General features: G+C 69.6%; 15 protein-coding genes. 1 reads left to right on the forward strand and 14 read right to left on the reverse strand.

Going from position 1 to position 15,571, the window contains the following annotated elements:
• Positions 1-56 precede the first annotated feature (56 nt).
• The 8 genes from P5G46_RS04825 to P5G46_RS04860 all read right to left on the reverse strand — a co-directional run bounded on the left by P5G46_RS04825 (position 57) and on the right by P5G46_RS04860 (position 8,032).
• The gene (locus P5G46_RS04825; RefSeq protein WP_408905096.1) at positions 57-878 is read right to left on the reverse strand and encodes a siderophore-interacting protein; all 822 of its coding nucleotides are present in this window, start codon (positions 876-878) and stop codon (positions 57-59) included.
• Positions 875-1,606 (reverse strand): FadR/GntR family transcriptional regulator, encoded by a 732-nt coding sequence (locus tag P5G46_RS04830; RefSeq protein ID WP_408905097.1) that lies wholly within the window; start codon positions 1,604-1,606, stop codon positions 875-877. The genes P5G46_RS04825 and P5G46_RS04830 overlap by 4 nt, the downstream gene beginning before the upstream one ends.
• Before the next feature lie 63 nt (positions 1,607-1,669).
• On the reverse strand, positions 1,670-2,698 hold the full coding sequence (galE, locus tag P5G46_RS04835; protein ID WP_408905098.1) for a UDP-glucose 4-epimerase GalE: 1,029 nt from the start codon (positions 2,696-2,698) through the stop codon (positions 1,670-1,672).
• Positions 2,699-2,754: 56 nt separating this feature from the next.
• The gene (locus P5G46_RS04840; protein ID WP_375095865.1) at positions 2,755-3,360 is read right to left on the reverse strand and encodes a thymidine kinase; all 606 of its coding nucleotides are present in this window, start codon (positions 3,358-3,360) and stop codon (positions 2,755-2,757) included.
• 7 nt (positions 3,361-3,367) lie between these two features.
• Positions 3,368-4,840 carry a malate:quinone oxidoreductase gene (locus P5G46_RS04845; protein WP_239275148.1) on the reverse strand — a complete coding sequence of 491 codons (1,473 nt, stop codon included), beginning with the start codon at positions 4,838-4,840 and terminating at the stop codon, positions 3,368-3,370.
• 100 nt (positions 4,841-4,940) lie between these two features.
• The gene (locus tag P5G46_RS04850) at positions 4,941-6,011 is read right to left on the reverse strand and encodes an aspartate-semialdehyde dehydrogenase (RefSeq protein ID WP_375095866.1); all 1,071 of its coding nucleotides are present in this window, start codon (positions 6,009-6,011) and stop codon (positions 4,941-4,943) included.
• Between the two features lie 79 nt (positions 6,012-6,090).
• Positions 6,091-6,678: a DM13 domain-containing protein gene (locus P5G46_RS04855; RefSeq protein ID WP_239275152.1), complete on the reverse strand. Its 588-nt coding sequence runs from the start codon at positions 6,676-6,678 to the stop codon at positions 6,091-6,093.
• A 67-nt stretch (positions 6,679-6,745) separates the two neighbouring features.
• Entirely contained in the window at positions 6,746-8,032 is a 1,287-nt protein-coding gene (locus P5G46_RS04860) for an aspartate kinase (protein ID WP_239275188.1), read from the reverse strand.
• Positions 8,033-8,227: 195 nt separating this feature from the next.
• On the opposite strand from P5G46_RS04860, the gene P5G46_RS04865 reads away from it, so the two are divergent.
• Positions 8,228-9,625 carry a threonine/serine exporter family protein gene (locus P5G46_RS04865; RefSeq protein ID WP_239275154.1) on the forward strand — a complete coding sequence of 466 codons (1,398 nt, stop codon included), beginning with the start codon at positions 8,228-8,230 and terminating at the stop codon, positions 9,623-9,625.
• 7 nt (positions 9,626-9,632) lie between these two features.
• Here the strand turns inward: P5G46_RS04865 and P5G46_RS04870 are convergent, their stop codons facing one another.
• The 6 genes from P5G46_RS04870 to P5G46_RS04895 form a co-directional block, all read right to left on the reverse strand.
• Positions 9,633-10,478 (reverse strand): LmeA family phospholipid-binding protein, encoded by an 846-nt coding sequence (locus P5G46_RS04870; protein ID WP_375095869.1) that lies wholly within the window; start codon positions 10,476-10,478, stop codon positions 9,633-9,635.
• A 10-nt stretch (positions 10,479-10,488) separates the two neighbouring features.
• The gene (locus P5G46_RS04875) at positions 10,489-11,262 is read right to left on the reverse strand and encodes a phosphate ABC transporter ATP-binding protein (protein ID WP_239275190.1); all 774 of its coding nucleotides are present in this window, start codon (positions 11,260-11,262) and stop codon (positions 10,489-10,491) included.
• 245 nt (positions 11,263-11,507) lie between these two features.
• Positions 11,508-12,467 (reverse strand): sortase, encoded by a 960-nt coding sequence (locus tag P5G46_RS04880; protein ID WP_239275158.1) that lies wholly within the window; start codon positions 12,465-12,467, stop codon positions 11,508-11,510.
• Positions 12,464-12,943: a hypothetical protein gene (locus P5G46_RS04885; protein ID WP_239275160.1), complete on the reverse strand. Its 480-nt coding sequence runs from the start codon at positions 12,941-12,943 to the stop codon at positions 12,464-12,466. The genes P5G46_RS04880 and P5G46_RS04885 overlap by 4 nt, the downstream gene beginning before the upstream one ends.
• A gap of 368 nt (positions 12,944-13,311) precedes the next feature.
• Positions 13,312-14,409 carry a WxL protein peptidoglycan domain-containing protein gene (locus P5G46_RS04890; protein ID WP_239275162.1) on the reverse strand — a complete coding sequence of 366 codons (1,098 nt, stop codon included), beginning with the start codon at positions 14,407-14,409 and terminating at the stop codon, positions 13,312-13,314.
• A 112-nt stretch (positions 14,410-14,521) separates the two neighbouring features.
• Positions 14,522-15,556 carry a hypothetical protein gene (locus tag P5G46_RS04895; protein ID WP_239275164.1) on the reverse strand — a complete coding sequence of 345 codons (1,035 nt, stop codon included), beginning with the start codon at positions 15,554-15,556 and terminating at the stop codon, positions 14,522-14,524.
• Between the last annotated feature and the right edge of the window lie 15 nt (positions 15,557-15,571).

Consider the following 15,571-nt stretch of genomic DNA (forward strand, 5'->3'; position numbering starts at 1 on the left):
CGGATCCCGCCGCATACGACCGCGGCGCGACCTACGCCGGAGCGCACGAGCCGCGACTAGAGGATCTTCCCGATCGGTTCGCGCTTCTCGGCCTGGAATCGGTCCTCGGTGCGGCCGTACGCCCAGTAGCCCGACAGCGACACCTGGGCGCGTTCCAGACCCCACGCCGTGAAGAAGACCTCGCGCAGAGCCTTCATCGCCTCGCGCTCTCCGTGAGCGAAGACGTGCCCTCGCCCCGAGGGCACCGTCCACGCCGTGACGGCCTCCACGAGAACACGGGACGTTCCCGCCGCCGCCCCTCCCCGGTGCAGCCACACGATCTCGAGACCGGGTGGAGACACCAGCGCGATCTCATCGTCGGTGCCGGATACCTCGACGAACACCGTCCCGCGCGCGTCGGGGGCGAGGGCCTCGAGCGCCGCCGAGATCGCCGGCAGCGCCGACTCGTCGCCGACCAGCAGGTGCCAGGATGCCGTGGGGTCGGGGGCGTACCCTCCACCGGGCGACGACACCACCAGCCGCTCCCCCGGCTGCGCGCGCGCCGCCCACGGTCCCGCGAGTCCCTCGTCGCCGTGGACGACGAAATCGATCGTCAGCTCGTCGCCCCGGACCTCCCGCACGGTGTACGTGCGGGTGACGGGCAGATCCTCCGGGGCGAGGGTCTCTCGCAGCGCCGCCAGGTCGTAGGGCGGTTCCAGGCCCAGCTCGGGCTTGGCGAAGGTGATCTTCACGTACCGGTCGGTGTGCGGGCTGTCGCGGAACACCGCCAGATCGACACCGCGCGCCCGCAGGCGCACGAGGTGGGGCGTGAGGCGCTCCGCCGAGACCACCTCGAGCACGTGCTGCGGGCGCGGCGGGCGCACGGGACGGTCGCTCACGCGGCATCCACCCCCGCTCCTCGGCGACGCAACGCATCGGCCACCTGCGCGGAGTAGCCCGCGATGTGCGCGTGGACGCGGTCGCGTGCGGCCGCGGCGTCACCGTCGGCGACCGCCTGCACGATGCCCCGATGCTCGGCCCGCAGCCGGCGAGAGGTCTCGTCCCAGTCCTCGAGCATCGCCGCACCGGCCCGCGTGTACGACTCGATCGAACTGCGAAGGCCCGCCATCATCGCCGAGATCACGGCGTTGCCCGACGCCTCCGCCAGAGCCTGGTGGAAGCGCGCATCCAGAGCGAGGAACTCGTCGCGATCGAGCGCGGCGGCATCCATGGCATCCAGGATGCCGCGGATCTCGGTGAGGTCGGCATCCGCGCCGGCGAGCGTCTCGGCGACATCGCACTCGAGCACGATGCGAGTGCGGACCACATCACCCAGCGGAAAGCCGCTCGCCGCCACCTGGAGTCGCAGGAAGGCGGCGAGCCCCCCGCGCGGCGTCGTGACGATCATCGCTCCCGAGGACGGACCGGATCCGGTCGCCGTGCGCACGACCCCCAGTACCTCCAGCACGCGGATCGCCTCGCGGACGCTCGAACGCCCCACACCCAGCTGGGCGGCGAGTTCACGCTCGGGCGTCAGACGCTCGCCCGGCGAGAGCCGCCCCTCACGCAGGTCGGTCTCGATACGTTCGAGAACCACCTGCCACGCGCGCAGTGCGGAATCCGGCATGGCATCCCCTCGGTCGATGCGGCAGACCATGTGGCCTGACCACACGACACTACGCGCGGTCCGTCAGTCCTCGGCGGGGGTTGCGTAACCGGCCGGGTTCTTGGACTGCCAGTTCCAGTAGTCACGGCACGCGTCATCGATCGTCAGACGCGTCCGCCACCCGAGCACGTCGGCGGCCTTCGTCGGGTCGCAGTACGTCGCGGCGACGTCGCCGGGACGGCGGGCGAGGATCTTCTTCGGCAGTTCGTGACCGACTGCCTTCTCGAACGAGGCCACGAGCTCGAGAACGCTGATGGGTCGGCCCGTGCCGAGGTTGAACACCTGGTGTCCGGGCTGTGCCTGCTCGAGCGCCACGACGTGCCCCTCGGCGAGGTCGACGACGTGGATGTAGTCGCGCAGCCCCGTGCCGTCGGGGGTGTCGTAGTCGTCACCGAACACGCCGATCTCATCGAGCGTTCCGATCGCGACGCGTGACACGAACGGCATCAGGTTGTTCGGGATGCCGGCCGGGTCTTCGCCGATGAGCCCGGACGGGTGCGCCCCGACGGGATTGAAGTAGCGCAGCACCGTGACGTTCAGCTTGGGGTTCACGCGGGCGACGTCCGCGAGGACGACCTCGTTCATGCGCTTGGACTTGCTGTAGGCGTTCGACAGGTCGACGCTCGTCGTGGACTCCTCCGTGAAGGGGAGGTCCGCCGGGTCGGAGTACACCGTTCCCGTGCTGGAGAACACGAACGATCGGATGCCGCGGGCGATACCGACACGCAGAAGCGTGAACGTCGTGTCGAGGTTGTTGGAGTAGTACTCCAACGGCTTCTGCGTGGACTCGCCCACGGCCTTGAACGCGGCCAGGTGAATGATCGCGTCGATGGGGCCGTGCTCGTCGAACACGGACGCGACCACGGCCTCGTCGGCCGCGTCGCCGACGACGAGGGGCGCCGACTTTCCGGTGATGCGCTCGACGCGTTCTGCGGCGACGGCGTGCGTGCCCGAGAGGTCATCGAGGAGGACGACGTCGTGACCGGCATCCAGAAGAGCAACGGCCGTGTGTGTTCCGATGTAGCCGGCACCACCGGCCAGGAGTACGCGCATGTCTCCAGGCTATCGGCCGACGACGGCCTCGCCCGACGAGGTCGGTCGGCGCGGCCTCAGCGCCCGTCGAGACGACCGCCGGACTCGCGCAGGTAGCACGCCGCGCACATCGACTCGTACGTCACCTCGCCGGCAATCTGCCCCTCGTCGATCGCGACCTGGTCGCCGTCGAACACGAACCGGCCGCCCACCAGACGCGCGTTGAACACGGCTTTGCGGCCGCACCGGCAGATGGTCTTGAGTTCTTCCAGGCTGTGCGCGATCTCGAGGAGCCGCGCCGAACCGGGGAACGCGTCGGTACGGAAATCCGTGCGGATGCCGTAGGCGAGGACGGGGATGCCGTCGAGCACGGCGATGCGCAGGAGGTCGTCGACCTGCTCGGCGGTCAGGAACTGCGCCTCGTCGACCAGGAGACACGCCACGGGCGCCTTACCCGCGGCCTCGTGGAAGACGGCGCGCAGGTCATCGGCCGGGCCGACGAGGAAGTCCACCGTCCGGGTGACCCCCAGTCGGCTGTCGATCTGGTCAGCGCCCTTGGTGTCGATCTCGGGTTTGGCGAGAAGCACCCGCTGGCCGCGTTCCTCGTAGTTGTACGCCGCTTGCAGCAGGGCCGTGGACTTGCCGGAGTTCATCGCTCCGTAGCGGAAGTACAGCTTGGCCACGGGTGCCTCAGGCGTTGATCGCGAGCGCCTGGGCCGTGGCATCCAGTTCGGCGCGCGCCGCTTCGGGACGCGTGTTGAGCGTCTCGCCATAGCTGGGGATGAGCTGACGCAGGCGCGGCTCCCACTCGGGCATCCGCTCGGGGAAACAGGTCTTGATCAGGCCCAGCATGATCGAGACGGCGGTCGAGGCCCCCGGCGACGCCCCGAGGAGACCCGCGATGGAGCGGTCGCCCGACGTGACGACCTCTGTGCCGAACTGCAGCACACCGCCCTTGTCCTTGTCGCGCTTCATCACCTGCGCGCGCTGACCGGCGTCGAGCAGCTCCCAGTCCTCGGCCTTGGCCGTCGGCATGAACTCCCGCAGGCTGTCGACCTTCTTCGCGTGACTCTTGAGGAGTTCGCTGATGAGGTACTTCAGCAGGCTGGGGTTGTCGATGGCGACCTTGAGCATCGGGAAGATGTTGTGGGGGCGCACCTGCGTGACGATGTCAAGCATCGAGCCGTTCTTGAGGAACTTCGGGCTGAACGTCGCGAACGGACCGAACAGCAGCGACGTCTCGCCGTCCACGACACGGGTGTCGAGGTGCGGCACCGACATCGGGGGCGCTCCGACCGACGCCTGCGAGTACACCTTGGCCCGGTGCTGCGCGACGATCGCCGGGTTCGACGTCTTGAGCCACTGGCCGCCGATCGGGAAGACGCCGTACCCCTTGATCTCGGGGATGCCGGAGCGCTGGAGGAGCTTCAGCGCCCAGCCGCCGGCGCCGACGAAGACGAACTTCGCCGTGATCGTGCCGGGGGTGTGACCGATGACGTGACGGTAGCTCACGTCCCACCGACCGTCCTTGCGCTTCTTGAGCTTCTTCACCTCGTGGTTGGTGACGACCTCGACGCCCTTCTCGCGAAGCCCCGCGAACAGCTGACGCGTCAGCGAGCCGAAGTCGACGTCGGTTCCCGCGGGAACCCGGGTCGCCGCGAACGGCTCCCCCTTCCGACGCTTCTGCATGAGCAGCGGCGCCCACTGGTTGATGACGCGGGAGTCCTCGCTGTACTCGATGCCGGCGAACAGCGGCTGCTGCTTGAGCACCTCGTAGCGGCGGCGAAGGTAGGCGACGTCCTTCTCGCCCCGCACGAACGTCATGTGCGGGGTCGGGTTGATGAAGGTCGACGGCTCGTCGAGCACGCCCTCCGCGACCAGCGAGGCCCAGAACTGGCGGCTCTGCTGGAACTGCTCGTTGATCGTGACGGCCTTGGACGGATCGAGCGGACCGTTGGGGTTGTCGGGCATGTAGTTCAGCTCGCACAGTGCCGCGTGCCCGGTGCCGGCGTTGTTCCAGGCGTTCGAGCTCTCTTGCGCGACGTCGCTCAACCTCTCGAGCACCGCGATCTTCAGATCGGGCTGCAGATCCTTCAGCATCGTGCCGAGGGTGGCGGACATGATGCCGCCTCCGATGAGGAGAACGTCGACGTTTTCGGTCACCAGACGATTCTAGGTGCCGGGTGAGAGTGTCTCGACATCGAGAGATCCGTCGGTTCGATATCGAGACAACGCCCGCTCGAACGGCATCCGGATGCCGAGCTCAGACGCGTGCGGAAAGTTCCTTCGCCACGAGCTCGGCGATCTGCACGGCGTTCAGCGCGGCCCCCTTGCGGAGGTTGTCGTTGCTGATGAACAGCACCAGGCCCTTACCTTCGGGCGCGGACTGGTCGGCGCGGATGCGGCCCACGTAGCTGGGATCGGTGCCCGCGGCCTGCAGCGGGGTCGGCACCTCTTCGAGGACGACGCCGGGCGCATCGGCGAGCAGCTCACGCGCGCGCTCCGGCGTGATGTCACGGTCGAACTCGGCGTTGATGCTGAGCGAGTGGCCGGTGAAGACGGGGACGCGCACGCACGTGCCCGCGACGCGCAGGTCGGGGAGCTCGAGGATCTTGCGGCTCTCGTTGCGGAGCTTCTTCTCCTCGTCGGTCTCGTTGAGGCCGTCATCGACGAGGTTGCCCGCGAAGGGGATGACGTCGAACGCGATGGGCGCGACGTACTTCTCGGGCTGCGGGAAGTCGAGCGCCGAGCCGTCGCGCACGAGACGCTCGACGTCGCCCTGGGCGAGGACGCCCTCGACCTGGCCGAGGAGCTCCCGCGCACCCGCGAGGCCGGAACCCGACACGGCCTGGTAGGTGCTGACGATGAGACGTTCGAGACCCGCTTCGGCGTCGAGCACCTTCAGCACCGGCATGGCGGCCATGGTCGTGCAGTTGGGGTTCGCGACGATCCCCTTCTTCGCCTCGGCGATGGCGTGGGGGTTGACCTCGCTCACGACCAGCGGAACCTCGGGGTCCATGCGCCACGCGCTGGAGTTGTCGATCACGAGCGCCCCCGCCTCGGCGAAGCGCGGCGCGTGGGCGCGCGAACCGGTGGCGCCGGCGGAGAACAGCGCAACCTCCACGCCGGCCGGGTCGGCGGTGGCGACGTCCTCGACGACGACCGTGTGGCCGCTGAAGTCGATCGAGGTGCCCGCCGAGCGGGCGGTGGCGAACAGGCGCAGCTCGCGAATCGGGAAGGCGCGCTCCGCGAGGATCTCGAGCATGACGGTGCCGACCTGGCCGGTGGCGCCGACGACGGCGAGGGAGATTCCGGAATCGGAGATGCGGGTCATGCGAAGTCCTCGGGATTTATGGGTGAGATCCAGATTGTAGCGTTCTGCCGCGGAGCGCGATCGCCTCGGCCGGCGGGGCTCAGGTCAGCGCCGCTGCACCGAACGACACCCCGAACTGCACGCACCACAGATCGACCGTGCGGAAGACCGACAGATCGACGTCGGCGGGGATGTCGTACAGCTGATCGCCGAGGTTCCCCTTGATGGGGCCGAGGTCGACGTGGTCGTAGCCCGCGGCCGTGAACCATCCCTCTCGGCCCTCGACGACGGGGCCCGCACTCAGCCAGACGTGCACGTCGGGCCCGTTCGTCGTCTGGAGGCCGATCAGGGCCAGCTGGCGGGAGCCGTCGGGATTCTCGATGACCCGCACCGTCCCGCTGGTCTCGTGCTCATGGCTGATCAGCGCACCGGTGAGCAGATCGACGGGTCCCGTCTGCGGTTCGACGACGTCGACGGGGTCCGTCGTGGGTGCGGTGGCGGCCGTGGAGGGCGCGGCCGGCGCAGACACGGTGGGCGCCGACGCGGGGATCTCGTCATCGACGCGGACGTCGATGAACAGCAACCACGGCTGGAAGATCAGCCCCAGCACGACCAAGGCGACCACCGCGATCGATGCGCCGATTCCCCACCACCAGCGAGACCTTTTCGTCGGCCACGACCGTGCCATCTCCGCCTCCGTTCGGCCGAAGAATAGGGGCTTTCTCTGCGACGCGGCTGAACGTGTCCGGAGGCGTTCAGCGACCGGTGCCGGCGTGCACGGTCGCCTCGATCTCGTTGTCGAGGCCGTACGCGGTGTGCACGACACGCGCCGCCTCAGCAAGATCGACACCGCGGACGACCACCGAGATACGGATCTCGGAGGTCGAGATCATCTCGATGTTCACCCCCGCCATGCTGAGCGCCTCGAAGAGCGTCGCCGACACGCCGGAGTGCGTGCGCATGCCGGCGCCGACGACCGAGAGCTTGCCGATCTGGTCGTCGTGCACGAGGCTTTCGAACCCGACCTCGGACTGCTCGCCGGCGAGCGCCTTCAGCGCGGTCGCAGCGTCCGTCTTCGGCAGCGTGAACGAGATGTCGGTGCGACCGGTCGCGGCGGCCGAGACGTTCTGCACGATCATGTCGACGTTCGCGCCGGACTTGGCGACGATCTTGAAGATGTCGGCGGCCTTGCCGGGCACGTCGGGGACACCGATGACGGTGATCTTGGCCTGGCTGAGGTCGGTGGCGACGCCGGCGACGATGGGCTCTTCCATGGTGGCTCCCTCGGGGACGAGCGGGGACTTCTTCGACGCGTCGAGCACCCACGTGCCCTCGCTCGAGCTGAACGTGGACCGCGCGTGGATGAGGACGCCGTGGCGGCGGGCGTACTCGACCGCGCGGATGTACAGCACCTTGGCGCCGTTGGCGGCGAGCTCGAGCATCTCCTCGCTGGAGACGCGGTCGAGCTTCCGGGCCAGCGGCACCACCCGCGGGTCGGCGGTGAAGATGCCGTCGACGTCGCTGTAGATCTCGCACACGTCGGCCTCGAGCGCCGCGGCGAGCGCCACCGCGGTCGTGTCCGACCCGCCGCGGCCGAGGGTGGTGATGTCGCGGGTGTCGCGGTTGAAGCCCTGGAAGCCGGCGACGATGACGATGGCGCCCTCGTCGAGGGCTTCGCGCAGACGTACCGGGGTGACGTCGACGATCCGCGCGGCGCCGTGGGTGGCATCCGTGATCATGCCCGCCTGGCTGCCGGTGAAGGAACGGGCTTCGAAGCCCATCGAGTGGATCGCCATGGCCAGCAGCGCCATCGAGATGCGCTCACCGCTGGAGAGGAGCATGTCGAGTTCGCGCGGCGCCGGGATCGGGGCGACCTGCCCCGCGAGGTCGAGGAGCTCGTCGGTCGTGTCGCCCATGGCGCTGACGGCGACGACGACCTCGTGGCCGGCGCGCCGGGTGTCGACGATGCGCTTGGCGACGCGCTTGATGCTCTCGGCGTCGGCGACGGACGAACCGCCGTACTTCTGGACGATCAGCGCCATGAGGGGAACTCCCGGGAGGGTCGGGCGTCGGGATGCCACGAAGGGGCGCTCGGATGCCACGCCCGAGGGTTCATCTTAGAGGCGCCCGCATGCCGCTGACGTCATGCGGGCGCGGGGCAGGGGCGCGGCCGGGGCGGAGGTGCGGGCGCGGATAGGATCGTGGAGTTCCACCCTCTGCCTCTGGGAGCGTTGCGGATGTCCCCCACCCCCGGTCGATGGCTGTCGTCACTTCGCCGACTCGTCCACGCCGACGAGGCCCTCGCGCCGGAAACCCAGCTCCTCACGGTCATCGACGAGGGGCTCGCCACCCGCATCCTGGACCTGGCGATCCGCATCGGCGAGACGATGCTCGTGGTCGGGGCTCCGGCGAACGAGGTGACCTTGACCATCGTCCGCGTGTGCGGGGCGTACGGTCTGGATCCCGTCCACGTCGACGTCACCTACAACTCGATCACGATCGCCCACAGCCTGCCCGGGGCGGCGCACCCGACGACACTGCTGCGCGTGGTGCGGGGGTCGGTGCCCGACCATGCCAAGCTGCAGCGTCTTCAAGCCCTGGTGGGCGAGATCGCCGACGGTCTCGACCTCGACGCGGCGATCGCGCGCTGTCGCGCGATCCGACGCCTGCCCTTCCGATATCGGCCCGCCGCCGTCATCGCCGCCCAGGCGATGCTGGCCCTGGGTGTCGCGATCATGTTCGGCGCGAACTGGCTGGCGCTGATGCTCTCGTTCGTCGCGGCGGCCCTGGCCGCCACGACCCAGTACTTCCTCGCGCGCGTGCGCGTGCCGTACTTCTTCGCGCAGATCGCCGGCGGGTTCGTCATCACCGTCGTCGCGGCGCTCTCGCCCCTGCTGCGCTACACCGGGATCGAGGCGGCCGCCGCGATCCGGCCCTCGGTGATCGTGGCATCCGGGATCGTCCTCATGCTCGCGGGGCTCACCGTCGTCGGGGCGGCTCAGGATGCCATCGACGGGTTCGCCCTCACCGCGACCGGCCGCATCCTCGAGCTGACAACGCAGACCCTCGGCGTGGTGCTCGGGATCCTCGCGGGGCTGGAGACCGTGCGCGTCCTGGGCCTCGGGATGTCGCCGCCCTCGACCGCGCTGCCGCTCGGGCCGCTGCCGGTCCAGTTCGTCGGCGCGGCTGTCATCGCGATCGCCGTGGCGATCTACAACGGCGCCGGAGCCCGGATCGTGCTCGTCAGCGCGGTCCTCAGCCTCCTCGCCTGGGTCGGGTACGTCGGCGCCTCGGGCCTGGGGTTCGAGGTGGCCGCAGCCAGCGGTGTCGGGGCGTTCGTCGCGAGCTTCATCGGCGTCGTGGTGGCCTACCGTCTCCACGTGCCCTCGGTGGCGATCACGACCGCCGCGATCCTGCCGATGGTGCCCGGAGCAGCGGTGTTCCGGGGGCTGCTGGGCATCGTCGAGTCCGGCGACGACGCCGCCGTCCTCATGGCCGGGGTCACGACCCTCGCGGGTGCGGCGACGATCGGCATCGCCCTGGCCGTCGGCGCCTCGCTCGGCATCTACCTCGGGCAGCCGGTGCGAGCGACGCTGTCGAGCGTGGTGCGGGCTCGAACGCGCACGCGGACGTAACGCCTCGTCACGGGCTGACCTGACCGCAGGCCCCGGGCTCAGCGCCCGCAGGAGTGTTCCACAGAGCCACGTCGACCCAGGCATCGATTCGCAGGTGCTGGTCGCGCACTTCCACCTCACGCACGGTCATCGACCGGGGCAAGGCCTCGGCGAGGCACACGGGCGGCGCCTGCAGGGCGCCGAGAGCGTCGTCACCCAACTTCACCCGCAGCTCATCGCCGGACAGCGTCGTGCCACCCATCGTGACCGACGAGACCGTCGCGCTCAGCCAACCGTCCGCGAACGCCGGGGTGACCGCGACGCTCGCCGCGACATTCGTGCCGCCGGACGCCATCGACACATCGAGGGCCATGTCCGACCCACGGAACCCGATCTGCATCGCGCCGCGGGCGTTCTCGGGGATGTAGATCGATGTCGCCTGCCCGGCGTTCAGACTCGCGACGACCGCGACCCGGTCCGCGACCCACACGCCGCCGTCGTCGAGATGCGCACCCGTGAGCGTCATCGCGAGATCAGCGGTTCCTTCGGCGAACGGTGCATTCGGCATCGTCAAATGAATGCTCTCGTAGTGGTTGACCACCCCCTGGAGCAGGGCGGAACCGTCCACGACTGCTCCGATGTGCTGGCTCTCCGGCAGGGACATCGCCGCGCGCGCCTCCGCCGCGACCGAGCGTTCGACCTCACTGCGACCGACCGCCTCCCCGACCAGGACAGCGGCGACCGCGAGGCCCAGCAGGATCACGATGAGCAGGACGACCCGCGCCGTGGGAAAAGACGACGGCGGAGAATCCGCAGCCTCCGGCGACGGCGCAGGGCGCGTCAGAACGGCCGTCGATTCGTCGAAGAGGGTCATCGCCGCACCCTTACCCGAAGCGACCGTTGACGTAGTCGTACGTGCGCGGGTCGATGGGCGAATCGAACATCGCCTCCGTGTCACCGTGTTCGACGATGTGACCGGGCTGGCCCTGCGACGCGAGGAAGAACGCGCACTGCTGCGACACACGCTGCGCCTGCTGCATGTTGTGCGTGACGATGACGATCGTCACCTCGTGCTGGAGCTCGCCCATCGTCTCCTCGATCACACGCGTCGAGGTCGGGTCGAGCGCCGAGCACGGCTCGTCCATGAGGAGGACCTTGGGCTTGATCGCGAGCGACCGGGCGATGCAGAGACGCTGCTGCTGACCGCCGGACAATCCGCCGCCGGGAGCGCGGAGACGGTCCTTGACCTCCTTCCACAGTCCCGCCGAGGTGAGCGAGCGCTCCACCAGGTAGTCCTTCTCGTCACGGCTCGCCCGCACCCCCGTCAGTTTCAGGCCGGCGACGACGTTGTCGTAGATCGACATCGCGGGGAAGGGGTTGGGCTTCTGGAACACCATCCCGATGTCCTTGCGGGCGTCCGTAAGGCGGCGAGCGGGATCGTAGATGTCGTCGCCGTCGAGGAGCACTTCACCGGCGAGGGATGCCGACGGCACGAGCTCGTGCATGCGGTTGAGGATGCGCAGGAACGTCGACTTCCCGCACCCCGATGGTCCGATGAGCGCGGTGACCTGCCCCGCAGGCATCGTCAGCGACACGCGGTCCAACACCTGGTGGTCACCGAACCAGGCGGTGATGCCGCGTGCTTCCAGCGTCGCCAAGGGCGCGGGGGACGAGAAAACGTCCTGTGGAGCCGGCTGAACGGCCACCGGCGGGACGCCATCCGGCGCCGGGGAGCCGCCGGCGCGGTTGCGGCGCAACGGCTCAGCGGCGACCGGAGTGACGACGGTGGTGATGTCGTCGTGCGCAGCGGCGGGGACGGGCAGCACGGGCCCCGGGGGTGTCGGATCGGGTGTCGCCCCGATGACGCGGGTGATGTCGTCGGACATGGATGCCTCTCGCAAGGTCAGAGGAGGTTCGGGAGAAGGAGCGTGACCTGGTAGGCCGCGAGGAAGCCGGCCAGCAGCAGCACCGGCACGAAGACGATCCAGGTGCGCTGCGCGCCGAACCGCCGGAAGGCCCAGACGGCGGCGAGCTCGGCCGCGATGAGGAACTGCAGAGCGAACACGAGCGCCCACACGGTCGTCGTGTCGGTCGACATCGCACGCTGCTCCGGGGGCAGCGCGGCCGTGGTGGTGACACGAGCGCCGCGGGGCTGCGCCGTGCCGACCAGCCGGGCATCGACATAGGCCACGCCCGTCGGGACGTAGGGCGCACCGCGCGCCGTCATGAGGACGAGGCGGCTCTCCCCGGGGCGGAGGTTGGGGAGCGTCGGATCGCCCGCATAGCGGACGCCGACCACGGAGAACTCCTGCAGCCCCTGTCCGGTGCGTACGGTGATGGCATCCCCGGGGCTGAGCGACTGGATGCCGGAGAACGGACCGCCGAACGCGGCACTGCGCCCCTGCAGGAAGCTGACGCCCGCCTGACCCGGCAGGATGCTGTCGCGCTGATGGCCGACGCCCTGCGCCGTTTCGGCCGACGACGTCCCCTCGACGATCACCTCGTGCAGCCCGAGGCTCGGGATCTCGAGAATGCCGACGGGTGCACCGTCGGGTAGCAGGTTCTCGTCGAAGGTGTACTCGCTGACCGGGGCCGTCCCCGCGCGCAGCTGTTCGCGGAACTGATCCCCCACGCGCTGCTGGGAAACGAGGTGCTGGACGTGGCTGAACACCGTGACGTTCAGGACGAACATGAGCGTCAGTACCGCAGCGAGCGCGACGACGGCTCGGACGATCGCTTCGGTCGCGGTGAGCGGCGGAGCGGGCTTGTTCTCGCGCGGAGGGCGACGCGGTGGGCGCGGGACCGACGGCGCACGGCGCGGGCGAGCCGGGACGCCGGTGGCGTGTTCTTCCGTGACCGTCATGCGCCCACCGTCACGGGGAGGGGCGTGCCACCGGCACGACGGATGAGAGAGACGACGACCACGGCCGCCGCACCGACGCCGAGCAGCAGCACGACGAGCCACGGCAGGACGAACACCGTCGCATCGCGGGTCACAGGGCTGAGCGCGGTTCCCTCGACCTGGGCGGGCGGGTTGACCCGTGCGTGTGCGGTCAGCACCGTCCACTGGCCGGCACCGGGCAGGTCGGCGCCGACCGTGCGGGTCTCCCCCGGCTTCAGCGCCGGAACGGCGACGCCGTCGACATTCGACAGGCGCAGGCCGAGAACGTTCTCCATCCAGAAGTCCACGGTCAGGTCGATCGAGGACTTCGACATGTTGCGCACGGTGAACCACACCTGCGCCTCCCCGCCGAAGGGATTCAGCGAGGGCGCGCTTCCGGTCGACAGTCCGCCGATCGACAGGATGCCACCCAGGTCGACGCTGTCGACCAGAGTCACCCCCGCGGGCGACGAAGGCGTCACCGTCGAAGGCGCACCCGTTCCGCCACCGGAACTCGAACCGCCGCGTATTCCGCTCGACGCACCGGACCCGACGGAAGCCGGGAGACCGCCCGAAGACGCGGGTCCCGCGGTCCCGGTACCGGAGGGCGCGGCGGTGGGTCCGCACACCAGCGCGGTGATCCCCACTCCCCCTCCCGTCGGAGCCGGCGAGACCACCGGCGAGGGCGAGGGGCACTGGACCGCCCCGTCCGCCGCCGCCGCCGAGGTCACCGCCGCCGGCGCGGCGATCATCGCGAGGGCGAGAACCACCGCACCCCCCACGCGACGCGCCGACCGAATCGACGGAGGAACAAAGCGCACGGCGGTCACGCTCCCGAGCCGGCGGAGACGGATTCGCGCTCGGTCTCGGCCTTGCGGCGCGCTTCCGCCTCGGCGTACTCCATCCACTCCTTGGCGCGGGCGTCGTTGCGTCGGCGGCTGAGACGGAGCCCACCCCAGACAAGGAGGGCGAGAAGGATGAGCCCGAGGAGCAGCCACGGCACCGCGAACACGACGGTGTCGCGTGAGACGCTCAGCAGTGGGCCGGGGTTCGGAGCGGTCTCATCGACCCGGGGGTAGACCGTGACCAAGGGATTGAGGTAAACCCACTGACCTACGCCGCTGATCGTGGTCGTGACCGTTCGGGTGCTCCCGGGCAGCATCTCGGACAGTTCCTCTTGGACGGGAGCCGCCAGCGGGATGCCGAAAAGACCGCGAACCTCGGCCTTCAGATCTCCCGAGAGGGCGACGTTGCCCGCGTTGCGGACGGTGTAGGTGATCGTGGTCTCGCCCGCGAACGGGTTGACGTTCGGCGTGTAAGACGCCGAGATTCCCGCGATGGACAGGTTCGGCTGGAGGTCGCCGGGGACGCGGACGTACAGGCGCGTCCCGAGACGGCGGTCGACGATCACCTGGCCGTCGGGCGATTGGACGGATGCCACCAGGCCCCCGGCGTGGTCGCCCGGTGTGGCGTCGTCCGGGACTCGCATCGTGAACGGGATCGTCGTCGATTCGCCCGGCTGCAGCGTCACCTGCACCGAGGGCTCACCGCTGAAGCTGACCCAGGCTCCCGCATCGGTGGGGGCGACTCCCGTATCGAGGAGGCTGAACGCTCCCTCGTCGGTGTTGAAGGCGTCGGTGGCGAAGACGCTGAAGGTCTGCGCAGCGGTTCCGCGGTTGCTGACGTTGTAGCCGTCCTCCAACGACTGGCCAGGACCGATCTGGTAGTCGAACCGCGTGCGGATCGGACCGTCGTCGTTGACGGGCTGAGCCGAGATACCGATCTCGTCGATGGGGGCCGCTTCTTCGGCGCGGGCGGGCGGGGACGCGAGCATCGCGCCGAGTGCCACGGCACCGGCGACGACCGACGCGATCGTGGCGGAAAGGCGGGCGTTCGGGCGCACCGCGGGTCGGAAGATCTGCACGGTACATCTCCCCAGTAAGGGCTTACGGCCGCACTGCGGCAGCGGAAACGAGGGCTGAACGAGGAAGGTCCGAGAGGAAGGGCGGCGCCGTCGGCGCCGCCCTTCCCCGGGGTCACTTCGAGACGAGCGTGAGCGTCATCTTCGAGGTGTAGGTGCCGGCGGGCGTGCCGGCGGGGGCGACGAGCTTCAGGTCGGCGTTGAGCGTCGTGTTGGGCTCGGTCGAGACCCCCGCGCCGGCCGTGGCGAACGGCGAGGGGTAGGTCGCGCTGCCGGCGACCTGCTCCGCGGCGGCCGTCGCAGCGGCGCCTTCGGTCTTGGTGACCTTGACACCGAAGTTGGCCTTGTCGATGGTGTTCGCGCCCGACACGAAGTTCGCGACGGACTGCGTGAGGTCCCAGCCCTTGCGGTCGGCCGTACGGCGCGTGTCCGCGACCGTGATGCCGGTGATCGAGCCGGTGGACTCCGACAGCTTCTGCGCGTTGATCGACGTGGTCAGGGCGACGGACGTCGTCGGCACCGTGAAGGTGAGGTCGCCGGGCGCCTCCTGCACGTCGGCCGAGATGTCGATGTCCTTCGAGTCACCGGTGGGTTCCGGGTCGACCGTGCCTTCGATGGTCGGCGTGTAGGTGTAGTTCCCACCGGGGGCGACGTTGACGCGAACGAAGGTGACGCCCTTGACCAGGACGCCGGCTCCGTCGGTGAAGGCGATGCCCACCGAGTAGATGCCACCGTTGGCCTTCGCGGCCGCCATACCGAGGCCGTCGATGTCGATCGGGCGCAGGGCGGGTGTCAGGACGGTCTTCAGCGCCGGGTCGTTGAACCCGTTGAAGCCACTGCCGAGCCACTTCTGCGAGTCCAGCTCATCGCCGGGGTTGGAGAAGAAGGTGAAGACGGCAGCCGCGTCCGCGGGACCGGTGAACATGTCGTCGTAGTCCGAGAAGCCGGCGTTCAGCGGGTACCCGTAGACGGGGTCGTCCCACGCTTTGACGTCGGTGCTCTGGACGATCGTCTCATCGGGGTTCCACAGCCACATCTGCTCGAGCGAGGGGGCCGGGGTGGGGGCAGCCGATGCGGCGAGGGCGCCGCCGGCCGACAGGGTGAGGGCGAGGACGCCGGCGAGGGCGGCCTTGATACGGAGGTTCTTCATGATCTGTCCAATCGA

Origin of the sequence: Microbacterium mcarthurae (assembly GCF_046064585.1) — a bacterium.
Lineage (GTDB): Bacteria > Actinomycetota > Actinomycetes > Actinomycetales > Microbacteriaceae > Microbacterium > Microbacterium mcarthurae.